The sequence below is a fragment of the Pelagibacterium limicola genome, from assembly GCF_015694405.1.
Classification (GTDB): domain Bacteria; phylum Pseudomonadota; class Alphaproteobacteria; order Rhizobiales; family Devosiaceae; genus Pelagibacterium; species Pelagibacterium limicola.
On the sequence record NZ_JADQDB010000007.1, the window covers coordinates 96945 to 119031 of the forward strand.

Genomic DNA, 22087 nt, shown 5'->3' on the forward strand with positions numbered 1-22087 from the left:
CCGATAATCCCGAACGGGTGCAACATGACCTCGGCCTTCAAGACCCTTGACGACTTCGATCTCACCAACAAGCGCGTGCTGCTGCGCGTCGATCTCAACGTGCCGGTCAACGGTCACAAGGTGACCGACACGACCCGAATCGAGCGCGTTGCCAAGACGATCCAGGAAATCGCGAACAAGGGAGGACTGCCGATCCTGCTGGCCCATTTCGACCGCCCCAAGGGCAAGGTCGTGCCGGAGATGAGCCTCAAGGTCGTCGTTCCCGCTCTGGAGGAAATCGTCGGCAAGCCCGTAATTTTCGCCGATACCAATTGGACCGATACCGCAGGCGTCAAGGCCGCCATCGCCGCTGCCGATCCGGGCAGCGTCATTCTCGTCGAGAACACCCGCTTTCATCCCGGTGAGGAAAAGAACGATCCCGAGCTGATCGCGCGCATGGCTGCACTCGGCGATATCTATATCAACGACGCTTTCTCGGCGGCTCACCGCGCCCACGCCTCGACCGAGGGCCTTGCCCGAGCGCTCCCATCCGGCGCAGGCCGAGCAATGGAAGCCGAACTCAAGGCGCTCGAAGCTGGTCTCGGCAACCCCAAAACACCTGTCATTGCCATCGTTGGCGGAGCCAAGGTGTCGACAAAGATCGACCTGCTCGAAAACCTCGTCACCAAGGTCGAGGCCCTGGTCATCGGCGGCGGGATGGCCAACACCTTTATCTACGCGCTCGGCTACGACGTCGGTAAATCCCTCTGCGAGCGCGACCTCAAGGAGACCGCGCTCCGCATCATGGACATCGCCGAAGATGCCAAATGCGCGATCATCCTGCCGATCGATGGCGTCGTGGCCTGGCATTTCGAAGCCAACACGCCCTCTCGCATCTATGGGCTCGATGCCATAGACAAGGACGGCATGGTGCTCGATGCGGGTCCGCAATCGATCGAAAAGATCAAGGCAGCGATCAACGAGGCGAAAACGATAGTCTGGAACGGCCCCCTCGGCGCCTTCGAGATCGCCCCCTTCGACACGGCAACCGTCGAGGTGGCGAAATACGCCGCGGAACGCACGCGCAAGGGGCTTTTGACCTCGATTGCCGGCGGCGGCGATACCGTTGCGGCGCTCGCTCAGGTCGGGGTCAAGGATGATTTCACCTACGTCTCCACCGCCGGCGGCGCCTTCCTCGAATGGATGGAAGGCAAGCCCCTGCCAGGTGTGGATGCGCTGACGGCGGGCTGACCGGCCCATGGTTCCCCGCCCTGGCATCATCCCTTCGTTCAATACCAGAACGTCTAATCGATCATCCCGCCCTTCCTGCGGTATTTTCGAGGCTCCGGATTTCCACCAATCTATGGAGCCACGCATTCATGTCTGGTCTGAGCGACATTGCCCGCCAACTCGTAGCGCCCGGTAAGGGCATTCTCGCAGCCGACGAATCCACGGGCACCATCAAGAAGCGGTTCGACACCATCGGGCTCGAATCCACCGAAACCGCGCGCCGCGATTACCGCGAAATGCTGTTCGGCGCTGACGAGGCGATGCGCGAATATATCTCGGGTGTCATCCTGTTCGATGAAACCATCCGTCAATCCGCCTCCGACGGCACGCCCTTTGTCGAAATGCTGCGCGCCAACAACTGCCTGGCCGGCATCAAGGTCGATACCGGCGCCAAGCCGCTCCCCTTCCATGAGGGCGAAACCGTGACCGAGGGCCTCGACGGCCTTCGTGAGCGCCTTGCCGAATACGCCAGGATCGGCGCAGCCTTCGCAAAATGGCGCGGCGTCATCGCAATCGGTGAGAACAAGCCCTCCCGCGCCGCCATCGTTGCCAATGCCCAGGCGCTCGCCCGCTATGCAGCGCTCTGCCAGGAAGCCGGCATCGTCCCCATTGTCGAACCCGAGGTTCTGGCGGACGGCAAGCCGGGCAATCATTCGGTCGATGTCTGCGAGCACGTAACCACCGAGACCCTCGCGGAGGTATTCAAGCAACTCCGCCTCGCCGGTGTTGAACTTGACGGCATTATCCTCAAGCCCAACATGGTTATCCCCGGCATTAACGGCCCAAGGGTCAGTGTCGAGGAGGTGGCCGAACGGACAGTGCGCACCCTCAAGGCCACCGTGCCTGCTATCGTGCCGGGCATCGCCTTCCTTTCGGGTGGCCAGACGTCCGAAGAAGCCAGCGCCAATCTCTCCGCCATGCACCAGATCCCGAACCTGCCCTGGGGACTGACCTTTTCCTATGGCCGCGCGCTTCAGGCAGAGGCACTCGCGAAATGGGGTGGCAAGGCCGAAAATGTCGCTTCCGCGCGCAATGCCTTCATCCATCGGGCGAAGATGAACTCTCTGGCCTCGCTCGGCCAATGGGCCCCCGATCTCGACCGCGCCGCTTGATCACCCCGGATTGGTTAGCGACCGGCGTAGACGCGCCGAACCCGCCGCATCTCCAAACAGACTTCCCATGCTCTGCGGGACGCTGTATCCAACGGCGTCCCTTTTTTGTCATAGTTCGTCGCGAGAAGGGGCGGAAACAACGGCAAGATCAATGGCAGAGCAATTATTCCTTATCGCACCGGACAATGCCGATAGCGCCGGCTTGGCCACAAAGCTAGAAGCCGCGCTTTCGGCCGCGCCCGTGTCTGTCCTGCTTTTGCCGGTCGGCGATCGCTCCGAGACCGAATACGCCGATTTCGTCCAAGCCGTCGCCCCTTTTGCCCAGGCAAAGGGCGTTGCCGTCCTGCTCGAAAACCGCCCCGACCTCGTCAGACACCTCGGCGCCGATGGTGTTCACATGACCTCCGGCATCAAGGCCCTGCGCGAAGCCATCGCCCTGGTCAAGCCCGATTTCATCGTCGGAACCGGCGATATCGGTTCGCGCCACGAAGCGATGCTCCGAGGCGAACTCGATATCGATTACCTGCTGTTCGGAGATCGGGATGAGAGCGACGCAGAAATGGCCGATTGGTGGGCAGAAACCTTCGAGGTACCTTCGGTCTATCTTGCTGGAAGTCCCGACGATCCCGCGGTAACCACCGTCCGCACAGAATTCGTCGGTTTTGGTGGCGCTATCTGGGACGAACCGACCAAACTCGTATCCATGGCGGGCGTACCCGCATGAGAGCGCTCCTTGCAGCCGTCTGCGCGCTCTCGATCACGCTGACCTCCGCGCCTGCCGCCTCCCAGCACCAGCAAATGGACGAAGCCCTCGACATCTCCCGGATGCTGCTTGCCCCACCCCCGGGCGTCGATCCGGCCTATGGCGCCTTCCAGCGCGGCTACTACCTTACCGCCCTACGGCTCGCGATGCCACGCGCGCAGCAAGGGGATGCCACAGCGCAAACCTTGATCGGCGAAATCTATGCCAATGGCCTCGGTGTCCCCCAGGATATCCCGCGCGCCATAAGCTGGTATGCACAGGCCGATGCCAATGGCGATATTCAGGCCAGTTTCCAGCTCGCCATGATTTACCACACCGGTACCGGTGTCGAACGCAACCGCCGCCGCGCCGGGACGCTCTTCAAGAAGGCCGCCGATGGCGGGCATGTCGCCGCCAAATACAATCTCGGCCTGCTCCATGTCGAAGGTGTTTATGCCGAACCCAGTCTCACCCTCGCGGCCGAACTCATAGGCGCCGCCGCCGAAGCCGGTTATGCCGAAGCCCAATACGATTTCGCAATCATGCTTCTTGAAGGGGCTGGCATCGCCCCGGATACCGAACGCGCTGTCGCTCTCATGCGCGAAGCGGCCAACCAGGGTCTCGTCGAAGCCCAGATCGAATACGCAACCCTTGTCTATCTCGGTCAGGGCGTCGAGCGTAACCGCCAGGAAGCTGCCCGCCTTTACGGGCTCGCGGCCCAATCCGGCAATCCCGTCGCTCAGACTCGCTATGCCATGATGCTCGCCGCCGGCGAGGGCGTCGAAGTCGACATGGAAACCGCCGCCATGTTCCGTGCGCTGGCCCGACGCCAAGGCCTTTCCGACGCCAATCTCGATCGGCTTCTGCAGTCGGCTTCGAGCGAAGAGCTCGGCGCCGGCGAGGAGCGCGCCCGCTTCTGGCCCGGCACCGCGCCGACCATTTCCGCGCAGGCTCTCGATCCCGGTGAACCGCTCCCCGCCGAGATCGATTGGACCAACGGCTGACGCGGCACTTGAACGCCGCGCCATTCTGGGGCAAAAGCCAGCCCCATACTCCTTTACCCGATACGGCGGACCCTCTCGCCGGCGCCAACCGAAAAGCAATCAGCCCATGAAGATCAACGGCAACGAAATTCGCCCCGGCAATGTGGTCATGCACAAGGACCAGCTCTGGGTCGCGGTCAAGGTCGATCACGTCAAGCCCGGCAAGGGCGGCGCATATGCTCAGGTCGAACTCAAGTCCATCCTTGGGAACACCAAGCTCAACGAACGCTTCCGCTCCGCCGAAACCGTCGAGCGCGTTTCGCTCGAGCAGAGGGATTTCCAGTATCTCTACGCGCAAGGCGACGCCCTGGTGTTCATGAACACCGACACCTATGAGCAGATCGAGCTCAAGACCGATTTCGTTGGCGAGCGCGCCGCCTTTCTCCAGGACGGCATGATGGTCACGGTCGAAATGCACGAGGACACCCCGCTTGGCGTTCAGCTGCCCCAGCAGGTCACGCTGGAAGTCACCGAGACCGAGCCTGTGGTCAAGGGCCAGACGGCCGCCAACTCCTTCAAGCCCGCCATTCTCGAAAACGGCGTCAAGGTCATGGTCCCGCCTTTCATCTCGACGGGCCAGAAGATCATCGTGTCTACCGAAGACGTTACCTACGTCCGCCGCGCGGACTAACCGGAGGGCTTTCAGCAGAAGTGGGCGGCCACTTTTGCGGTTCGAAAGCGCGACAAGGAAAGAGGCATTATCGCCATGGCCCGTTCGGCGCTCATGAATGTGATGGTCAATGCCGCCCTCAAGGCGGGCAAGGGACTCATCCGCGATTTCGGCGAAGTCGAGAACTTGCAAGTTTCACGCAAGGGGCCCGCCGATTTCGTCTCGGTCGCCGACAAGCGCGCCGAAAAGATCGTCATGGACGAGCTCATGAAAGCCCGCCCCACCTATTCGCTGCTCATGGAAGAGGGCGGAGAGATCAAGGGCACCGACGGGCTGCACCGCTGGATCATCGATCCCATCGACGGCACCACCAATTTCCTGCATGCCGTGCCGATCTTTGCCGTCGCCATCGCGCTCGAACGCAGTGGGGAAATCGTCGGATCGGTCATATACAACCCGGTGATGGACGAGCTCTTTACTGCCGAAAAGGGTAACGGCGTCTGGCTCAACAACCGCCGCCTGCGTGTTGGCAGTCGCAAGCACATGGCCGATGCCCTGCTCGTCACCGGCATCAATTCACGTGGCAATGCAATCGATGCGCTGCAATTGCGCCAGCTTGCCCACATCACGCCCTCGGCTGCAGGTATCCGCCGCTCCGGCTCGATCTCGATTGACCTCGCCTGGCTCGCCGCCGGTCGCTTCGACGGTGTCTGGGAAGCCGGGCTCCAGCCCTGGGACGTTGCCCCAGGCTCTCTGATGGTCAGGGAGGCGGGCGGCTTCATCACCGATTATTCAGGCGGCAATGACGCCATCGCCAAGGGCGAGGTCGTCGCGGGCAATCAGTACCTCCAGCCCGAACTGCTCAAGGCCATCCAGGCGGTCAAATAGTCCAAACGGTAAAAACCGTTAACCAAGTCATTGTCAGGCCACAACGGTCTGAATAAGCTGCCCTCGAAATATGGAGGGAGCGCGGATGCTCCTGCGGAGCTGGACTGAATGACGCAAGCGTACGATCCCTATCATCTCGCGAGCCCTCTGGTATATCTCATCAAGATGGTGATCTTCCTCGTCCTTGTGGCGCTGGTCGCGATCATTCTCCTGCCTCAACTGCTCGAAGCCTTCTGGTCCTCGCCCTTTATCAACGGACTGATCCTATTCGTCCTCCTGGTCGGCATCGCGCTATCTTTCCGGCAGGTCATACGTCTCTTTCCCGAGGTCAACTGGGTCAACTCGCTCCAGAATGGTTCGAGCACCGGTGCACAAAAGCCGCCTGTCCTGCTGGCGCCCGTGGCCGCCATCATGCGCGACCGCCTGGGGGAAACCGTCATCACGCCGGCCTCCATGCGTTCGATCCTCGATTCCGTGGGCATCAGGCTCGACGAGGCTAAGGATACCTCGCGATACCTGACCGGACTTCTCGTTTTCCTCGGCCTGCTGGGTACCTTTTACGGCCTGTTGCAGACGGTCGCCGCCGTCTCCGGCGTCATTCAGGGGCTGGACGTTTCGACCGGGGACACCGGCAACATTTTCGGCAACCTGAAGGAAGGCCTTGAAGCCCCGCTCGCCGGCATGTCGATTGCCTTTGCCTCCTCGCTGTTCGGCCTTTCCGGCTCGCTGGTGCTCGGCTTTCTCGACCTCCAGACCGGCCAGGCCCAGAACGCCTTTTATACCGATCTCGAGGACTGGATGAGCTCGATGACCGAGCTCGACCATCCCATGACCACCATGCAGGCCAATAATTTCGGCGTTTCCGGCTCCGAGATGCAGCAGATGTTCGAGCGGCTGGGCGCCACCATGCAGACCCAGAACTCCTCCCAGAACGCCATCCGCGCCATGGCTGAACTCGCCAAGGGGATCGACGGACTCGTCAAACATATCCGCGCCGAGCAGGAGGATCTGCGCAGCCATATCGTGGAACAGGCCGAGGTCAACAAACGCCTCACAAAATTGATAGATACGCTTCTAGAGGATAGTGATCGCTCCGGCGGACAAGGATAACAGCAATGGCACTCGTCAAGGGCCGCTCGCGCGAGCGGCCGAGCTTCTGGCCGGGCTATGTGGATGCGCTTTCGAGCCTGTTGCTCGTCATCATCTTCCTGCTTTCGCTGTTCATGATCGCCCAGTTCTTCCTCAATCAGGAGATTCTCGGACGCGACACGGCCCTCCAGCGTCTCAACGCGCAGATCGCCGAATTGACCGAATTGCTCCAGCTCGAACGCGCCAATGCCGATGATCTGGAACTGACCATATCGGCGCTCTCGGCCACCCTGGCAGGCGCCGAATCCGAGCGCGACGCGCTCGAAAGCCAGCTGGCCGGGATCGGTTTCGGGCTCGATGAATCCGACGCGCAGATATCCTCCCTCACCTCCGAGCTCGCCTCGGAACGCGAACTTTCGCGCGAGGCATTGGCGCAGGTCGCGCTCCTGAACCAGCAACTTGCTGCCCTCCGCCAACAAATCGGCGCGCTGGAAGCGGCCCTCGAAGCCTCCGAACTGCGCGACCAGGAAAGCCGCACCCAGATCGCCGACCTTGGCAGGCGGCTCAATGTCGCCCTTGCCCAGCGCGTGCAGGATCTCTCGCGCTACCGCTCCGATTTCTTCGGTCGCCTGCGCCAGATTCTCGAAGGCCGCTCGGACGTACAAGTTGTCGGGGATCGTTTCGTCTTCCAGTCCGAAGTGCTGTTCGACGCGGGTCAAGCCCAGATTTCTGCCGAAGGCCGGCAGCAGATCGCATCGCTCGCCGCCGCCATCCTCGAACTCGAAAACCAGATTCCAGCCGATATACCCTGGGTATTGCGCATCGACGGCCATACCGACCGCCGCCCGATCTCGACCCCGCAATTCCCTTCCAACTGGGAACTCTCCGCCGCCCGCGCCATCGCGGTCGCCAAGCTGCTGGTCGAACAGGGCGTCTCCCCCAACCGCCTCCTCGCCGCCGGCTTCGGCGAATTCGCCCCTCTCGATCCTGCCGATACCGACGAGGCCTACCGGCGCAACCGAAGGATCGAGTTCAAGCTGACGGAAGCATAAGACACGGCAAAGAGCGCGAAGAGCTGGTACGCAGCGTCACCACTACAACCCCTGTTCGCTGTTCGCCCCTGTTCACCCTGCCGCCGCCAACCGGAACTGCAACTTCGCCAGTTCCGCGTAGCGCCCGTCCTTTTTGACGAGTTGGTCGTGCGTACCCTCGTCGATCAGCTTGCCCTTTTCGAGCACGAGAATGCGGTCGGCGTTACGGATCGTTGCCAGCCGATGCGCGATGACCAGCGTCGTCCGGCCCTCCATCAGCCGTTCGAGCGCCATTTGCACCAGATGCTCGCTTTGCGCATCGAGCGCTGAGGTTGCCTCATCGAGCAGCAGGATCGGCGCGTCCTTCAAGAGGGCCCGCGCAATCGCCACACGTTGCTTCTGTCCACCTGAAAGCATCACGCCCCGCTCGCCCACCATGGTGTCGAAACCATCGGGCAGGCTCGATGCAAACTCGCCCACGAGCGCCGCATCGGCCGCCGCGATGACGTCCTCCATGCTCGCCTCCGGCTTTCCGAAGCGGATATTGTCCGCGATCGTGCCGGCAAAGATCACCGGGTCCTGATCGACCGAGGCAAACCGCCGCCTTAGCTCGCCCGGCTCGGCGTCCCGCACGTCCACGCCATCGACCGTGATCCGCCCGCCCGCAACATCGTAAAAGCGCTGCAGCAGGGCAAAAACTGTCGATTTGCCCGCGCCGGACGCGCCTACCAGCGCCACGGTCTCTCCTGGCCCCACCGCAAAGCTCAGGCCAGAAAGAATTGGCGCTTCGTCGCGCGTGATATAGGTGAAATCAACGTTTTCGAACGCCACGGTTCCCTTGGCCGGCACCGGCAGCGGGACCGGATCGGGCCGAATGGGCAGGCCGGGCTTGGTATCGAGCAGTTCGATCAGCCGCTCGGTCGCCCCCGCCACCTGCTGAAGCGTTCCGAAAAGATCGCTCATATTGGTGAGCGCGCTTGTCGCCACCACGGCATATATTCCGAACTGGGTCAGCTCGCCCACCGTGACGCTCCCCGCGAACACGGCTCGCGTACCGAGCCAGACGAGCCCCACCAAGGCCACCATCGAGACGAACAGCACCAGGCCGATCAGCCCCGAGCGGGTCAACAGGCGCTTGAGCTCGGCCCGGTAGCTTGCCTCGGCAAAACCCCGGAAAAGCTGCTGCTGCTTGTCTTCCTGAACGAAGGACTTGACCGTTTTCACCGAGGCCAGGGTTTCGGTGATCATCGCCGAAAGGTCGGCCAGAGAATCCTGGGTGACCCGAGAAACCCGCCGCATCCGCTTGCCCATGAAAACCAGCGGCAACACGATGATGGGGATGACGATCACTACGCCCAGCGCAAGCTGGAAGTTGGTGAGGAACATCATGACGACCGCGCCGACCATCAGGATGAACGAGCGGATGGCGAGCGATGCCGACGAGCCCACCGCCTGCCGGATCGTTGCCACGTCGGCATTGAGCCGTGAGGTCAGCTCCCCCACGCGATTGACATCGAAGAATGTCGCATCGAGCGTCAGGAGATGGTCGAACACCTGTTGGCGCAGGTCCGCGATCACCCGCTCTCCGATAACGGAAATGAAATAGAACCGCGCCGACGCGGCGACGGCCATGATCGCAGCGATGATAATGACGACCCAGGCGTAGCTGGAAACGACGTCGAGATTTTCCGCCGCAAACCCCTCGTCGATAAAACCGCCGGCCAGATACGGGATCGAAAGCGAGGTGATCGCAGCAATCAGCAGGAACAGAAGCGTCAATGTCAGCCGCACGGGATAGCGGAGCAGAAACGGGAGCAACCGTTGAAGAGGTGCGAGCGAACGCGCCTTCTCCCCTGCCTTGAGACGCGGTGGCTGGGGTGTCGCGGCCGTTTGGCTGTCGGAAGTCTCGGTCATCGGGGCCATATAGCACGGGTTGAGAAGGTGACCCTAGTTAGGCTCTCGCGTCTCCACCCGCAACCGGGTTCTCACTTGGGGGTCAGTTTGCGACGATGTTTCGCGCCTCTTGCGTTCGCCGCCACCTTTGGGTAAAAGGCCGCCAACGCATTTACTGACAGTACCGTCCGGGCGCGAGCAGCGCCCGTTTGATTTAGGGCCGAAGCCATGAAGAAAGACCTGCATCCCGACTATCACTTCATCACCGTGGTGATGACCGACGGGACCCAGTACAAGACCCGCTCGACCTACGGCAAGGAAGGCGACACCCTGCAGCTCGACATCGACCCCAAGACCCACCCGGCCTGGACCGGCGGTTCTGGCCACCTTGTCGACCGCGGCGGCCGCGTCTCGCGCTTCAAGGAAAAGTTCAAGGGTATTCTGGGTTCGTAAGCAACCCGGACATCCTCAAAAGACAAGAAACCCGGCCATCGCGCCGGGTTTTTCGTTTCTGCGGCCGTGACTCGGATCGTTTGGCATTTTAGTGTTGTCAGGACATAGTAGCACGACTGCCGAGCCCTATGATAACCGCAATATTCCAATCGCCTTGGCGAGCCCTGATTCTCGTACTGGTACCGCTGGCTCTAACGCACGCACTTCTTATTGCCGGTCCACAAACCGGAGCACCATTCTACCTCGCGTACGCCGCCATAAACATCGCAGCAATTACCTTCGCCCATTTCTGGACGCCGGTACCAACAGCAAAGCCGGTGCTGCTATTCCGCTGGTATGCAACGGCGCTTGGATCTCTAGCGCCGATTGGGTTTGTCGTGTTTATCAATCTTTACTTGGGCACGCATCATCCACTTTTGCTTTGGCTAGCTCATGCCGCAAATCTGGTAGGGTGCTGGTGGGTAAACGATCAACTGCCCAAAAGCATCGGCCCAAGCGCCAGCGTGCCTACCCGCCAAACGCCGCCTTGAGCTTGTCCAACTGCGCCGCCACCGCGTTCCCGCCGTTGGGATCGGGCTTTTCCTCACCCCGCTCGATCCTGTCGAACTTGACGACACGCGTAAAAAGCCGATCTCCCTTTTCGATGAGGGCATGCATCCGCTCAGGCAATTCGTCCCACCCTGGACCGCCGCGATCGGAAGGAAGCGTCGAGAATTTGACCTTGGACTTCTCGGCCCGCGCCTGATCGGCACTGATTTCCCCTTCGTTGACGGCCCGTTGCAGCAATAGCCATGAGGCAATCTGCATCAGCCGCGTCGTCATGCGCATGCTTTCGGTCGCATAAACGAAGGACGCCTCCCGGCTCAGATTCTGGCTCTCGGCGCGGCCATTGCCATCGAGATAGGCAGCCACTTCCTCGATAAGACTCATGCCCTCGCGATAGAGCAGATCGAACCCACCCGAGGCCAGGAGCCGCGGGGTCAAGGCAACCGCGTCTTTCTTTCCGGTAATGTTATCGTCCACGCTTTGGTCCTCTTGCCGGTCGCGGATGGCATAGTGGTCCGATATTAGGGCGAAAAGGGGAAAAGGTCATTAACGGGCCATATCGCATATGCCGTTAGCCTTAATTTCCACCACCCCTGAAAAGAAAAAAGAGCCGTCAGATGAACGGCTCTCGAAAGTTAACAGGGAGGCGTCAAACAGAGGGAAGGAACCGCTCTGAAGACCCAGTCGAAACTGGATAACCAAACCCTAAGCCGATCGGGTTAATTTTAACTTAACGCGACTCTTTTTCTTAACCCTGACGGATCATGAATCGCCAATAAGACTCAAAACTTGAAAACTGCGTCTGCTGCAGAGCGGCTTTTCGCCTTGGTTTCAATGACCTTTTCCAGCCGCACGATCTCGTCGCGCAAGAGCCCGATCCTCGCCTCGAGCTCCTCGATCGAAAGCGCGTCGAGTACCGCACCGACCTCGTGAACCGGTTTTTTGCTGGTTATTTCCTCGTCCACCGCCGTCCTCCTCAAAAGGAAATCAGTCGGATCGAATGTCCTGATAGTCTTTTGTAGCGGGCTTCCCCCGGAACGTCACCCAGAAGAAATTGAGCGCGTAATCCATGCCGGTCTTGAAGACGCCCTCTTTCTTCAAACGCCGTCCGGACGTCTTCATCTTGAGCCGGAACGTCCATTTGACCTTGCCGATCCGCGCAAGCCTCACCGCGACGTCGGTATCCTCGCCATAAAAGACGATGGACTTGTCATAGCCGCCGGCCTGAGCCCAGGCTGCGCGCCGGAAGATGAAGTTGCCGCCCTGGATCACCGAGCCCACCCGGAGAATAAAGCGGTTGAGGATGTAGATCGCGTAGGTGACGCCATAAAAAAGCTTCACCAGGAACTGGTCCCACGTCGAAAGGTCGTAGTAGACGTAAGGCCCGCTCAGCGCGACGAGCTTTTCGTCGGCATCGAATTCGGAAATCACCGTGTCGAGCCAGCCCGGCGGCACGATCGTGTCGCCGTCGATATTGGCGACAAGGTCCGCCTGTGTGGCATCAAAACCCGCGGCGCGCGCGTGGACCAGCCCCTTTTGCGGTTCGTCGACCACCCTGACGCCTGCAAATGACCGTGCGATTTCCCCCGTGCGGTCTATCGAGGCGTTGTTGACGACGATCACTTCAGCCTCCGCGCCCAGCCCCGACCTTTCAATTTCGGCCAGAACCGATTCAAGGCAACGGCCGATCAGCACTTCCTCGTTATAGGCGGGGATGACAAAGGCTAGTTTCATCTCGATGTCCCGATCTTGAATTGCCCGGGCAATTACAGGGCTTTGCCCCCCTTAGCAATAAAAAGCGGTCCCTATGTGTCCCTTCTCCTATGATTAACATTGCGCAAATCGGCCTTGTTCCCTATATTGGCTGACGAATTTCCCCTCATCCCCCATGGCGATGCGGGCGGCCCGATCAGAAAACCGGGCCGCAGCGACAGGAGACTATTGTCAATGGCCACACAACTGCTCATGCCCAAGGCAACCGCCGTATGGTTGGTTGAGAACACTGCGCTCACCTTCAAGCAGATCGCCGATTTCTGCGCCCTGCACCCGCTCGAAGTCCAGGGCATCGCCGACGGCGATGTTGCAGGCGGCATCAAGGGCGTGAGCCCGATCCAGAACGGGCAATTGTCCCGCGATGAAATTGCCCGCGGGGAAGCGGACGGGACCTACAGGCTCAGGATTTCCGAACCCAAGGTGAAGGTGGCCGCCCCCAAGCGGCGCGGCCCGCGTTACACCCCGACCTCGCGCCGCCACGAGCGTCCCAACGCAATCAAATGGCTGGTGCGCAACCATCCCGAACTCAAGGACGCCCAGATCATGCGGCTGGTCGGGACGACGAAATCGACCATCGAGGCCGTCCGCGAAGGCGCGCACTGGAACAGTGCCAACCTCACGGCGATGGACCCGGTAACGCTCGGGCTCTGCAGCCAGATCGAGCTTGATATGGAAGTGCGTAAGGCGGCCCGCAGCGCCGGGATCACCGAAGATGCGCCGGAAGGTACCCGCCTGTTGACTGCCGAGGAAGCCCTGTCCCGCGCCCAATACGCATCCGAGGAAGAAGGCGAAGCCGGTGCTGACGCGGCCCAGACCGAATACGCCGCCGAGCGGGAAGCCGAATCGGTCTTTGCCAAGCTCAAATCCCTCAAAGGCAACAATGCCGACGAGGAACAGGACTAAGGTCCGATCGGCCCACCCCAACCCCGGCAATCCTTGCCGGGGTTTTCTTTTCCAGCCTAACCGCGCAACCGCCCATGTTCGATCCAGCATTTTTCGCCGTGGCCATTGCGGCGGTCTTCATCGTTGGGCTTTCGAAGTCCGGGCTCGTTGCCTCGATGGGCATGGTCGGCGTGCCGCTTCTGACCCTCGTCATGCCCGCCCGCGATGCGGCGGGAATGATGCTGCCTCTCCTCTTGATCATGGACGCCATCGCACTCGTCGTGTACCGCCGCGAGGTCGACTGGCGCATCTTCTGGATCCTGCTGCCCGGCGCCATGCTCGGCACGGTGATCGGCTGGGCGCTCTCGGCTGTGGTCAGCGAAGCGATGGTCCGGCTCGCGATTGGCGTCGTGACGCTGTTGTTCGTCCTCGACGCCTGGCTGCCCCTGCGCAAGAAGCTCGAGGGCCTGCCCCCCTCGCGCCCGTGGGGTACATTCTGGGGATCGATTGCCGGGTTTACGAGCTTCATCAGCCACACCGGGGGACCGCCGGTCCAGATTTACATGCTGCCCCTAAAGCTGCCACCGGTCCTTTTTGCCGGCACCAACGCGGTGCTCTTTGCGGTCATCAACGCGGCCAAGATAGTTCCCTACTTCTTTCTCGGCCAGCTCTCCGTCTCCAACATGCAGGCGGCAGCAACGCTCGTACCCGTTGCGATCGGGGCGATGCTGCTCGGCGTCTTCCTCGTGCGCCGCATCTCCCAGACGCTATTCTACAGGATCGCCTATATCCTGATCTTCCTTCTGTCCATCAAGCTCATTTACGACGGGATCGTCGGGGTATTCTGGGCATGAAAAAAGGCCGCAGCGGCAAGCTGTGGCCTCACATTCCCATCCAGTCGAACCTCTCGATAAAGAGAAAGCGCCAGATCAGAAACAGATCAGTGAAATTCGCTCTTAGTGCTGGGTCTCACGCTGCGCGCGTGTCATCTGATCCTTGACTTCGAGCTTCTTGCGCTTGAGAGCGGCGATTAGGAGTGCATCGCGCGCCGGATGGCGCATCTCCTGTTCGATCTTGCGTTCCAGATCCTGGTGTCGCCGCTCCAGAGAGGTGATGTAAGTCTGTGAGGTCATAGTCACTCCTTTCATCATTGGACGACAATATGGTCACAGACTTTGCCGCCTTTGTCCAATGGCAAATCTGTGGCAAGAAGGTGCAAAGGAAAAGGCCCCACCGTCGTGGTTAGCGGGGGGTAAAAACGGAGCGGGCGGAAACCGATCAATGCTGCCACTCGATAAGGAACAGGAAGCCCGCTTGGGGCTGGAACTCGCGACCAAGCGGCAGGAGCATGCCGATCTTGACGCCGCCATCACCACTCTCACAAAATCGGGCCTCGCTGACGCCACGCTCCTTCAGCGACTCAAAAAACGCAAGCTGGCGCTCAAGGACAGGATCGTTCAGCTCGAGCGCATTCTGCTTCCCGATATCATTGCGTAACATCAGATCCCGGACAAAAGGAAACGCCGCCCAAATGGACGGCGTTTGCAACTAAGCGTTCTTACAAATGTCGATTAGCGACGGCCGGTGGAAACACCTGCCTCACGCTGAGCGCGCTTACGAGCCAGCTTGCGGGCCCGGCGGATTGCCTCGGCCTTCTGGCGTGCCTTCTTTTCAGAGGGCTTCTCGTAATAATTGCGCAGCTTCATCTCACGAAAAACGCCTTCGCGCTGAAGCTTCTTCTTGAGCGCCCGGAGCGCCTGATCGACATTGTTATCGCGAACGACTACTTGCACGCGGAACACCGCCCTTTCGGTTTGAGTATCGGCTGAAATTGAACGCACGGGGCCAATAGAACCCTTGCGCCGACCGGCACGTGCCAGTCACCGTGGTGGCGCACTTACCAGAGCCAAGCCGGTTTGTCCACCGTTCAGGCCGAAAATCAGGCGGTTTCGCTCTTGGGCAAGCCAACGATATTGATATGCCCCATCTTCCGGCCCGCCCGGATTTCACCCTTGCCGTAGTGATGAGGCTGGACCCCGCGCGTCGAGCGCACCGCTATGGCGGCCACCTCTTCGCCGATCAGGTTTTCCATCACCACATCCGCGAGCCGGACCGGATCGCCCAGCGGCCAGCCGCAGATCGCCCTGATGTGATTCTCGAACTGGTCGGTGACGCAGACAGCTTCCGTCCAATGCCCGGAATTGTGCACCCGCGGCGCGATTTCGTTGACCATCAATTGAGGGTCGTCGCCGTCCCTGACGACGAAGAATTCGACCCCCATCGCACCCACGTAATCGAGCGCATCGGCCACGGCCCGAGCCATTTCGCTTGCCCTGCGTGCCGTTGCCGGGACGATTTTCGCAGGCAGCGTCGATGTCTTGAGAATATGGTCCGTATGGACGTTCTCGGCCGGATCGTATGTAACCGATTGCCCGTCAGCGCCGCGCACGACGATGACGGAAATCTCTTTCTCGAATGGAATGAACTTCTCTAGAACGAGTTGAACGCCGCCGATCTCGGCCAAGGCCTTTTCGGCCTCCTCCCTGACGCGGATCGTGCGCTGCCCCTTGCCGTCATAGCCCAGCCGCGTTGTCTTGAGGATGGCGGGATAACCGATTTCAAGCAGCGCCGCATAAAGATCGCCGCGCACCATCACCGGCTTGTAGGGCGCCACGGCAACACCCGCGCGCTTCAAGAACCGTTTCTCGGCCAACCGGTCCTGCGAGAATTCGAGCGCCTTGGGACCGGGACGTACCGGGGCGTGGCGCGCGATAACCGCCGCGGTCTCGACCGGCACGTTTTCGAATTCATAGGTGACGACATCGACCGCTTTCGCGAACGCCTCGAGCGCAGCCTCGTCGTTATAGGCCGCGACGGTCTTGTGCGGGGTCACCTCGAACGCCGGACTTTCGGGATCGGGGCAAAAGATATGCGTCTTCATTCCCAGCCGGCTCGCGGCCAGCGAAAGCATCCGCCCAAGTTGTCCGCCCCCGAGAATCCCGACCCGGGAGCCAGACCGCAACACAGTTCTCTCACTCATCGTCGCGTGGGAACTCCGCCACCGCATCGGTCTGCGCCTGCCGCCAGTCGGCCAGCCGTTCGGCCAGCCCTTCGTCGCTCAGCGAGAGCACGGCGGCTGCCAGCAACGCGGCGTTGATCGCTCCGGCCTTGCCGATGGCAAGCGTACCCACCGGAATCCCGCCGGGCATCTGGACGATGGACAAAAGACTGTCCTCGCCACGTAGCGCCTTGCTTTCGACCGGAACTCCGAACACGGGCAGCGTCGTCAGCGATGCAATCATCCCCGGAAGATGCGCGGCCCCGCCGGCGCCCGCGATGATCACCTGAAATCCGTTGCTCCGGGCAGTTCGCGCGAAATCGACCATCCGCAACGGGGTTCGATGCGCCGAAACGATGCGCGCCTCGTAGTCGATCCTCAACGCCTCGAGCGTTTCGGCGGCAAACCGCATGGTCGGCCAATCCGACTGGCTACCCATGACGATGGCGATCGGGGGAGATGTCAGCACGCAAGGCCCTCTCATCGCATTCAAAGCCCGGCTTTAGCGGATTAGGCCCGTGCCCGCAAGCATGGCGAAGCAGGGGCGCATCTCATGGGATCATGACCCCCACCTGTCCGCTCGGCAGACTGATAGCCGGGTCAGCGATTCTGGTTGCCGTTGCCGCCGTGGCTCTGATTGGGATTGTTGCAGTTGTTGCCCTGGCCGTGCCCGCCGCTGTTGCCCGCGCAATTGCCATTTCCGGTTCCACCGCCAGACCCGGACTGTCCGGACCCTGCGCCCTGCCCCGAATAGGTAAAGCCTTCCGACCGTGGGACGTGGAAGGCGCGCTTATAGAGCGGAATGTCGGCCTCGATCGCGTAGCCGACGACGGGCGTGTACCGGTAACATCCTTCGGTCGCGATGATGAAATGGCCGCGCGCCAGATCAATCATGGCCTGCGGCAATGTCATGTCACCCGAACATCCTGCTGCGCTGCCCTCGCGCGTTACCGGCTCGAAAAAGGTGTAGGTGCCATCCTGTGCAACCCTGGCGACCGCGATGCGGAGCGTGGTGCGGCCGGTTTCAAAGGGGCGCAGTATGGTATCGCCCAAAGCCAGCGCTCCGGTGAGCTCGTCCCGCGTAACCCGCCCCGACATCTGCGAGGAAACATCGCCGATCGTATGAGTAAGCTGGGCGAGCTTGCGGTCCGCATCAAGTCCCTGGCTCAGATCCACCGCGCCGAGGTAAACGAGAAGCAGGATCGGAACCAGAAGAGCGAACTCGACTGCTGCCACACCGGCCTGTGCGAGGGCGAATGCAGCGGCCCTGGTCCGTACAGCGCTCAGAATTGACAGCCCGTATTTCAAAGGTCCACTCCCCGTGCAGATCGTTTCCACACAGGATTCAGCCTAGAAAACCCGGCCTAAGCCGGACTTAACCGGCAGGTCCGATTGCTTTCATGGTGAACGATCGATTGACTGAAGTCAGGACACGTCCGCAAAAAACGCCTTTGCTCGCTCCCAGATCCCGCGTGCCCACATGTCGCCATGCCCCGCACCTTCTTCGATCCATAGATCGTAGGTCACCGGGATTTCCTCATAAAGCCGGTACGCATTGCTCACGGAAATCGTGCTGTCCGCAGTCCCGTGTGCAACAAGCACCGGCGCGCCAACCTCCCCAATCCATTGATTGGAGGGAAACTGATCGAGCATCAAAAGCCCTACCGGCACATAGGGATAACGCTCCGCGGCCACGGACACTGCCGAATAGAACGGCGTTTCGAGTAGCAGCGCAGGTGTCTCGCGCTGGCTCGCCACCCAAACGGCGGGCGAGGCGCCGAGCGAACGCCCCCAGACCATTATCGGGTCGCCCTTATCCGCCACCCAGTCGTAGGCCGCCAGCGCATCGGCAAGGATATTGTCCTGGGTAATCGTTCCCGGCGAGAGCGGGAAACCCCTGTAGTCGAATGACAAGAACCCGTATCCATCTGCTTGGAAAGCGGCAAACCGCCGGTATTCGGAGGAAAAGCTCTGGGAGTTCCCCTTGAGGTAGAGGATTACCGGCATTCCCGGCGCCGGCCTGCCGTACCAGCCGGTAATCGTCTCCCCATTCGAGGTCGGAATGGTCACCACCTCCCCTTCGAGGCCCACCTCGGCGATCTCGAAAACATCGCCCGTGGGGGCAAAGAAAAAGGCGCGCTGATTGACGTAAAGATAAGCCAGCACGCCCACATAGACGGCGACGAGCACGATGACGGCACCAGCGGAAATCCGGCGAACAATACGCATCCGATTCTACCCTCGAAAAATCACACTTAGACTCAACCCAATGCAGCAGACGTTGGCAAGTCCTTGCCCTAAAGCTCCTCCTCGCCCAGCGCCACGCGGAACGCCCGCGCGAAAATCTCTGCCGGCTGCCCGCCCGAAATGGCAAACCGGTTGTTGAAGATGAAGAAAGGCACCCCGTTTATCCCCTGTTGGGACGCCGAAAGTGCCATTGCCCGGGTCGTGTCGTGCTCGCTTTCGTCCGTCAGCACCACCAGCGCCGCCTCGCGCGTATAGCCATGTTCCTGCGCGATGTCGGCCAGCAGTTCCCAGTCGGCGATGTTCCTGCCTTCGAGAAAATAAGCCGCTGCATAGGCCTTGGCGAGGCCATACTGGTGCTCAATCGGCGCCAGACGGATCAGCGTGTGCACCTCGATGGTCGGATAGCTCAATGGTTGTACGGAAATATCGAGTGGCACGCCCGCGTCGCGCGCCACCTGTTCGACCCGTGCCTGCATGGCATCGACGTCCCCGCCATATTTGGCCTTGAGCCGTTCCTTGGTGTTCACCCCTTCCTTGGGCGTCGACGGATCGAGCAGGAACGGATGATGGGTAATCTGGACATCGACTTCCGGGTCGAGCGCCGACAGGGCTTCATCGAGCCGCGCGGTCCCGATGAGACACCACGGGCAGACGACATCGGTGAAAAGGTCGATGTGGATCGATTTGGTCATGGGACGTCCTTTGCGTTCGGCCCGCAACATGGTCGCCAGGAAGAGGGTCCGCAAGTACGTACACCGATGTTAGCGCGTGGAAAACGCCAGCCACGCCGCAACCACGACAAGCAGTACGCCGAAAACCGCCCCGAGCACCTTGCGACGGTCGTCGCGCACAAAAAACGGCTGCAGGCTTCCAGAGGCAAGAACGATAAGGGTATGCACCAGCGTCGCCGCGAATACATAGACCGCCGCCAGCATGGCGAACGCCCAGCCGCCCGCCTCGGCGGGAAGAAAATTGGGCAGGACCGCCAGATAGAATACTGCGGCTTTTGGATTGAGCAGGTTGGTGATCAGCCCGCGTCGGAAATACACCGCGCCGCGGTCGGAAAACCCGTTGTCCGGTACTGGTTTTTGCGCATCGCGCCAGCTGTCATAGCCTAGCCAGACGAGATAAATCACACCTGCCCACCGGATGGCCTGATAGAGGACGTCGTTCTGGGCGATCACCGCCGCAAGCCCGATCGCTGCAAGCGCGCCGACAATCGAAAGTCCAAGCGAAACGCCCGCCACGGCGAACATCCCGGGTTTGCGCCCCCGCTCTGCGCTCAAGAGCGCCAGATACGCCATGTTCGGCCCCGGCGTTATCTCCACAGCCAGCGAGGTGAGTAAGAAGGCCAAAAGAGTGGCGAGCGGAATTACGTCCATCGATACCTGTTACCGTTGTCCTCAAGCGGGCAGTCGCAATGCGGACGGTATCGCATCTCAAGCCGTTCAGGCCAGTGCGGTCGCTATCACGCGCATACCAGCCCGACTGCTGACACGTCCTGACGCATTGTTGCACGAGGATGAAAGTCACCCCCACCACTAAGGAACCGCCCATGCGCCCCCTTGCCCTCAAAATGGGAATCAAACCCCAGGCCAATGCGTTCTTTGCGGGCGCGCCCCCAGGGGTTCTCGACCGCATGAACCTGCCGCCCTTGGCGATCGCCGAGAGACTGGATGGACCGATGGACTACGTCCACCTCTTCGTCACGACCCGCGCCGCGCTCGAAGCCGCCCTACCCGATCTCCGCAAACATCTGGCGTCCGGAGGCAAGCTCTGGGTTTCCTGGCCCAAGGGTGGCCGGCTCGGCACAGACCTCAACCTCCGCGAGGTCATCCGCATCGGTTACGATCACACCCTCGTCGAAAGCACCTGCCTCAGCATCGACGACATCTGGTCGGCCCTCAAATTCACCCATCCGGTGCCCGGCCGTGTCTACAACAACAGCTATGGCACACTGCCGGATCGATAAGTCGAAAAAAAGGGGAGCCCGCAGGCTCCCCTTTTCATGGCGCCCCACCGCGCTTTCTTGATCGCATCAATGGTGCATCGATTTGACGATAGTCTCGGTGACCTTCTTGGCGTCGCCGAACAGCATCATGGTGTTGTCGCGGAAGAAGAGTTCGTTCTGAACCCCCGCATAGCCCGCTGCCATGCCACGTTTGATGAACAGCACCGTCCCGGCCTTTTCGACATCGAGGATCGGCATCCCGTAGATGGGGGAGGTCTTGTCGGTCTTCGCCGCAGGGTTGGTGACGTCGTTGGCGCCGATCACGAAGGCGACGTCCGCCTGCGCGAATTCGGAATTTATGTCCTCGAGCTCGAACACCTCGTCATAGGGCACGTTGGCCTCCGCCAGGAGCACGTTCATGTGCCCCGGCATACGCCCCGCCACCGGATGGATGGCGTATTTGACCTCGACACCGGCCGCCTTCAATTCGTCCGCCATCTCGCGCAGCGCGTGCTGGGCCTGCGCCACCGCCATGCCGTACCCGGGGACGATGATCACCTTGGACGCATTGGACATGATGAATGCAGCATCCTCGGCCGAACCTTGCTTGACCGGACGTTCTTCTTCTCCAGCCCCGGCGGCGGTGGCATCGTCGCCCCCGAACCCGCCTAGGATCACCGAGATAAACGAGCGGTTCATAGCCCGGCACATGATGTAGGAGAGGATCGCGCCTGAAGAACCGACCAGTGCGCCGGTGATGATCAGCGCCGTGTTGCCGATGGTAAAGCCGATACCGGCTGCCGCCCACCCCGAATAGGAGTTGAGCATCGAAACGACCACCGGCATATCCGCGCCCCCAATGGGGATGATCATCAACACACCCAGCGCAAAGGCGATGAGCGCGATGATCCAGAACAGCACCGGATCGGCCGTGACCGCGAAAATGGCGATAAGCACCACCAGCGCGATACCCAATCCCAAATGGATCAGGTGCCGCGACGGCAGCAGGATCGGCTTGCCCGACATGCGCCCGTCGAGTTTCAGAAACGCGATGACCGAGCCGGTGAAGGTGAACGCACCCACCGCCGTGCCGATGCTCATCTCGATGAGCGCCTGGGTGTGGATATGCCCGATTTCGCCGATGCCGAAGGCGGTCGGCGCATAGAGCGCGGCAGCCGCCACGAACACGGCCGCCATGCCCACCAGCGAGTGGAATGCAGCGACCAGTTGCGGCATCGCCGTCATCGGCACGCCACGCGCGATATAGGCGCCGATCCCGCCGCCGATGCCGATACCGGCAATGATCAGCACCCAGGTGAACGGGTCGGTCGGCGCAGCGATGGCCAAGGTCGTCACGAGCGCGATGCCCATGCCCACCATGCCGAAATAATTGCCCCGCCGCGCCATCGCGGGATGGGAGAGCCCCCTCAGGGCCAGAATGAACAGCACGCCCGATACGAGGTAAAGGACAGCCGCAAGATTTGCTGAAAACATCTCCGG

The 22087-nt window shown here is 61.0% G+C and carries 26 protein-coding genes; 13 read left to right on the forward strand and 13 right to left on the reverse strand.

Features of this window, described 5'->3' with window-relative positions:
* Positions 1-24: 24 nt before the first annotated feature.
* The 8 genes from I2G20_RS14895 to I2G20_RS14930 all read left to right on the forward strand — a co-directional run bounded on the left by I2G20_RS14895 (position 25) and on the right by I2G20_RS14930 (position 7805).
* Complete coding sequence (locus I2G20_RS14895) at positions 25-1230, forward strand: phosphoglycerate kinase (protein WP_196260534.1); 1206 nt, start codon at positions 25-27, stop codon at positions 1228-1230.
* A gap of 128 nt (positions 1231-1358) precedes the next feature.
* Positions 1359-2381: a class I fructose-bisphosphate aldolase gene (locus I2G20_RS14900; RefSeq protein WP_196260535.1), complete on the forward strand. Its 1023-nt coding sequence runs from the start codon at positions 1359-1361 to the stop codon at positions 2379-2381.
* A gap of 151 nt (positions 2382-2532) precedes the next feature.
* Complete coding sequence (locus I2G20_RS14905; RefSeq protein WP_196260536.1) at positions 2533-3105, forward strand: thiamine phosphate synthase; 573 nt, start codon at positions 2533-2535, stop codon at positions 3103-3105.
* On the forward strand, positions 3102-4127 hold the full coding sequence (locus I2G20_RS14910) for a tetratricopeptide repeat protein (protein WP_196260537.1): 1026 nt from the start codon (positions 3102-3104) through the stop codon (positions 4125-4127). Before I2G20_RS14905 ends, I2G20_RS14910 begins: the two co-directional genes overlap by 4 nt.
* 106 nt (positions 4128-4233) lie before the next feature.
* Positions 4234-4797, forward strand: a complete 564-nt coding sequence (gene efp / locus I2G20_RS14915) for an elongation factor P (protein ID WP_196260538.1) — start codon at positions 4234-4236, stop codon at positions 4795-4797.
* A gap of 75 nt (positions 4798-4872) precedes the next feature.
* Positions 4873-5664, forward strand: coding sequence for an inositol monophosphatase family protein (locus I2G20_RS14920; protein ID WP_196260539.1), 792 nt, complete (start codon positions 4873-4875; stop codon positions 5662-5664).
* A gap of 108 nt (positions 5665-5772) precedes the next feature.
* Positions 5773-6774, forward strand: a complete 1002-nt coding sequence (locus I2G20_RS14925) for a flagellar motor protein MotA (protein WP_196260540.1) — start codon at positions 5773-5775, stop codon at positions 6772-6774.
* Between the two features lie 5 nt (positions 6775-6779).
* Complete coding sequence (locus I2G20_RS14930) at positions 6780-7805, forward strand: peptidoglycan -binding protein (protein ID WP_196260541.1); 1026 nt, start codon at positions 6780-6782, stop codon at positions 7803-7805.
* A 72-nt stretch (positions 7806-7877) separates the two neighbouring features.
* On the opposite strand, the gene I2G20_RS14935 is transcribed toward I2G20_RS14930, so the two are convergent.
* Entirely contained in the window at positions 7878-9698 is a 1821-nt protein-coding gene (locus tag I2G20_RS14935; protein ID WP_196260542.1) for an ABC transporter transmembrane domain-containing protein, read from the reverse strand.
* 207 nt (positions 9699-9905) lie between these two features.
* On the opposite strand from I2G20_RS14935, the gene rpmE reads away from it, so the two are divergent.
* The gene (gene rpmE / locus I2G20_RS14940; RefSeq protein ID WP_196260543.1) at positions 9906-10130 is read left to right on the forward strand and encodes a 50S ribosomal protein L31; all 225 of its coding nucleotides are present in this window, start codon (positions 9906-9908) and stop codon (positions 10128-10130) included.
* Between the two features lie 507 nt (positions 10131-10637).
* On the opposite strand, the gene rcdA is transcribed toward rpmE, so the two are convergent.
* From rcdA to I2G20_RS14955, 3 genes are all read right to left on the reverse strand, one after another.
* Complete coding sequence (gene rcdA / locus I2G20_RS14945; RefSeq protein ID WP_425502649.1) at positions 10638-11153, reverse strand: protease adaptor protein RcdA; 516 nt, start codon at positions 11151-11153, stop codon at positions 10638-10640.
* A 305-nt stretch (positions 11154-11458) separates the two neighbouring features.
* The gene (locus I2G20_RS14950; protein ID WP_196260544.1) at positions 11459-11641 is read right to left on the reverse strand and encodes a DUF1192 family protein; all 183 of its coding nucleotides are present in this window, start codon (positions 11639-11641) and stop codon (positions 11459-11461) included.
* Positions 11642-11663: 22 nt separating this feature from the next.
* Positions 11664-12410 carry a glycosyltransferase family 2 protein gene (locus tag I2G20_RS14955; RefSeq protein WP_196260545.1) on the reverse strand — a complete coding sequence of 249 codons (747 nt, stop codon included), beginning with the start codon at positions 12408-12410 and terminating at the stop codon, positions 11664-11666.
* A gap of 213 nt (positions 12411-12623) precedes the next feature.
* Between I2G20_RS14955 and I2G20_RS14960 the strand changes: the two genes are divergently transcribed.
* Together I2G20_RS14960 and I2G20_RS14965 are read left to right on the forward strand one after the other, a co-directional pair.
* Complete coding sequence (locus tag I2G20_RS14960; RefSeq protein WP_196260546.1) at positions 12624-13352, forward strand: DUF1013 domain-containing protein; 729 nt, start codon at positions 12624-12626, stop codon at positions 13350-13352.
* Between the two features lie 74 nt (positions 13353-13426).
* On the forward strand, positions 13427-14185 hold the full coding sequence (locus I2G20_RS14965; RefSeq protein WP_196260547.1) for a sulfite exporter TauE/SafE family protein: 759 nt from the start codon (positions 13427-13429) through the stop codon (positions 14183-14185).
* Between the two features lie 102 nt (positions 14186-14287).
* Here the strand turns inward: I2G20_RS14965 and I2G20_RS14970 are convergent, their stop codons facing one another.
* Positions 14288-14464 (reverse strand): YdcH family protein, encoded by a 177-nt coding sequence (locus tag I2G20_RS14970; RefSeq protein ID WP_196260548.1) that lies wholly within the window; start codon positions 14462-14464, stop codon positions 14288-14290.
* Between the two features lie 148 nt (positions 14465-14612).
* On the opposite strand from I2G20_RS14970, the gene I2G20_RS14975 reads away from it, so the two are divergent.
* Positions 14613-14828 (forward strand): YdcH family protein, encoded by a 216-nt coding sequence (locus tag I2G20_RS14975; RefSeq protein WP_196260549.1) that lies wholly within the window; start codon positions 14613-14615, stop codon positions 14826-14828.
* A 74-nt stretch (positions 14829-14902) separates the two neighbouring features.
* Here I2G20_RS14975 and rpsU read toward each other — a convergent pair whose 3' ends face one another.
* From rpsU to I2G20_RS15010, 7 genes are all read right to left on the reverse strand, one after another.
* Positions 14903-15124: a 30S ribosomal protein S21 gene (rpsU, locus tag I2G20_RS14980; RefSeq protein WP_116654799.1), complete on the reverse strand. Its 222-nt coding sequence runs from the start codon at positions 15122-15124 to the stop codon at positions 14903-14905.
* 146 nt (positions 15125-15270) lie between these two features.
* A complete protein-coding gene (locus I2G20_RS14985; RefSeq protein WP_196260550.1) occupies positions 15271-16371 on the reverse strand; it encodes a 5-(carboxyamino)imidazole ribonucleotide synthase in 1101 nt (366 codons plus the stop codon).
* Positions 16364-16828, reverse strand: coding sequence for a 5-(carboxyamino)imidazole ribonucleotide mutase (gene purE / locus I2G20_RS14990; RefSeq protein WP_246473117.1), 465 nt, complete (start codon positions 16826-16828; stop codon positions 16364-16366). The genes I2G20_RS14985 and purE overlap by 8 nt, the downstream gene beginning before the upstream one ends.
* Positions 16829-16989: 161 nt before the next feature.
* Positions 16990-17697 carry a TadE family protein gene (locus tag I2G20_RS14995; protein WP_196260552.1) on the reverse strand — a complete coding sequence of 236 codons (708 nt, stop codon included), beginning with the start codon at positions 17695-17697 and terminating at the stop codon, positions 16990-16992.
* 117 nt (positions 17698-17814) lie between these two features.
* On the reverse strand, positions 17815-18618 hold the full coding sequence (locus I2G20_RS15000; RefSeq protein ID WP_196260553.1) for an alpha/beta hydrolase: 804 nt from the start codon (positions 18616-18618) through the stop codon (positions 17815-17817).
* A 68-nt stretch (positions 18619-18686) separates the two neighbouring features.
* Positions 18687-19328, reverse strand: coding sequence for a DsbA family oxidoreductase (locus I2G20_RS15005; RefSeq protein WP_196260554.1), 642 nt, complete (start codon positions 19326-19328; stop codon positions 18687-18689).
* A 69-nt stretch (positions 19329-19397) separates the two neighbouring features.
* Positions 19398-20018: a LysE family translocator gene (locus I2G20_RS15010; protein ID WP_196260555.1), complete on the reverse strand. Its 621-nt coding sequence runs from the start codon at positions 20016-20018 to the stop codon at positions 19398-19400.
* 173 nt (positions 20019-20191) lie between these two features.
* Here I2G20_RS15010 and I2G20_RS15015 point away from each other — a divergent pair, with 173 nt between their 5' ends.
* Positions 20192-20608: a hypothetical protein gene (locus tag I2G20_RS15015; protein ID WP_196260556.1), complete on the forward strand. Its 417-nt coding sequence runs from the start codon at positions 20192-20194 to the stop codon at positions 20606-20608.
* Between the two features lie 66 nt (positions 20609-20674).
* On the opposite strand, the gene I2G20_RS15020 is transcribed toward I2G20_RS15015, so the two are convergent.
* A complete protein-coding gene (locus tag I2G20_RS15020; protein ID WP_196260557.1) occupies positions 20675-22081 on the reverse strand; it encodes an NAD(P)(+) transhydrogenase (Re/Si-specific) subunit beta in 1407 nt (468 codons plus the stop codon).
* Positions 22082-22087 lie beyond the last annotated feature (6 nt).

What these genes read in the sequence shown, in the direction of transcription:
- I2G20_RS14895 (WP_196260534.1), top strand. Translation starts at nt 25, where the DNA reads ATGACCTCGGCCTTCAAGACCCTTGACGACTTCGATCTCACCAACAAG.
- I2G20_RS14900 (WP_196260535.1), top strand. Translation starts at nt 1,359, where the DNA reads ATGTCTGGTCTGAGCGACATTGCCCGCCAACTCGTAGCGCCCGGTAAG.
- I2G20_RS14905 (WP_196260536.1), top strand. Translation starts at nt 2,533, where the DNA reads ATGGCAGAGCAATTATTCCTTATCGCACCGGACAATGCCGATAGCGCC.
- I2G20_RS14910 (WP_196260537.1), top strand. Translation starts at nt 3,102, where the DNA reads ATGAGAGCGCTCCTTGCAGCCGTCTGCGCGCTCTCGATCACGCTGACC.
- efp (WP_196260538.1), top strand. Translation starts at nt 4,234, where the DNA reads ATGAAGATCAACGGCAACGAAATTCGCCCCGGCAATGTGGTCATGCAC.
- I2G20_RS14920 (WP_196260539.1), top strand. Translation starts at nt 4,873, where the DNA reads ATGGCCCGTTCGGCGCTCATGAATGTGATGGTCAATGCCGCCCTCAAG.
- I2G20_RS14925 (WP_196260540.1), top strand. Translation starts at nt 5,773, where the DNA reads ATGACGCAAGCGTACGATCCCTATCATCTCGCGAGCCCTCTGGTATAT.
- I2G20_RS14930 (WP_196260541.1), top strand. Translation starts at nt 6,780, where the DNA reads ATGGCACTCGTCAAGGGCCGCTCGCGCGAGCGGCCGAGCTTCTGGCCG.
- I2G20_RS14935 (WP_196260542.1), bottom strand. Translation starts at nt 9,698, where the DNA reads ATGACCGAGACTTCCGACAGCCAAACGGCCGCGACACCCCAGCCACCG.
- rpmE (WP_196260543.1), top strand. Translation starts at nt 9,906, where the DNA reads ATGAAGAAAGACCTGCATCCCGACTATCACTTCATCACCGTGGTGATG.
- I2G20_RS14955 (WP_196260545.1), bottom strand. Translation starts at nt 12,410, where the DNA reads ATGAAACTAGCCTTTGTCATCCCCGCCTATAACGAGGAAGTGCTGATC.
- I2G20_RS14960 (WP_196260546.1), top strand. Translation starts at nt 12,624, where the DNA reads ATGGCCACACAACTGCTCATGCCCAAGGCAACCGCCGTATGGTTGGTT.
- I2G20_RS14965 (WP_196260547.1), top strand. Translation starts at nt 13,427, where the DNA reads ATGTTCGATCCAGCATTTTTCGCCGTGGCCATTGCGGCGGTCTTCATC.
- I2G20_RS14970 (WP_196260548.1), bottom strand. Translation starts at nt 14,464, where the DNA reads ATGACCTCACAGACTTACATCACCTCTCTGGAGCGGCGACACCAGGAT.
- I2G20_RS14975 (WP_196260549.1), top strand. Translation starts at nt 14,613, where the DNA reads ATGCTGCCACTCGATAAGGAACAGGAAGCCCGCTTGGGGCTGGAACTC.
- I2G20_RS14985 (WP_196260550.1), bottom strand. Translation starts at nt 16,371, where the DNA reads ATGAGTGAGAGAACTGTGTTGCGGTCTGGCTCCCGGGTCGGGATTCTC.
- purE (WP_246473117.1), bottom strand. Translation starts at nt 16,828, where the DNA reads ATGGGTAGCCAGTCGGATTGGCCGACCATGCGGTTTGCCGCCGAAACG.
- I2G20_RS15000 (WP_196260553.1), bottom strand. Translation starts at nt 18,618, where the DNA reads ATGCGTATTGTTCGCCGGATTTCCGCTGGTGCCGTCATCGTGCTCGTC.
- I2G20_RS15005 (WP_196260554.1), bottom strand. Translation starts at nt 19,328, where the DNA reads ATGACCAAATCGATCCACATCGACCTTTTCACCGATGTCGTCTGCCCG.
- I2G20_RS15010 (WP_196260555.1), bottom strand. Translation starts at nt 20,018, where the DNA reads ATGGACGTAATTCCGCTCGCCACTCTTTTGGCCTTCTTACTCACCTCG.
- I2G20_RS15015 (WP_196260556.1), top strand. Translation starts at nt 20,192, where the DNA reads ATGCGCCCCCTTGCCCTCAAAATGGGAATCAAACCCCAGGCCAATGCG.
- I2G20_RS15020 (WP_196260557.1), bottom strand. Translation starts at nt 22,081, where the DNA reads ATGTTTTCAGCAAATCTTGCGGCTGTCCTTTACCTCGTATCGGGCGTG.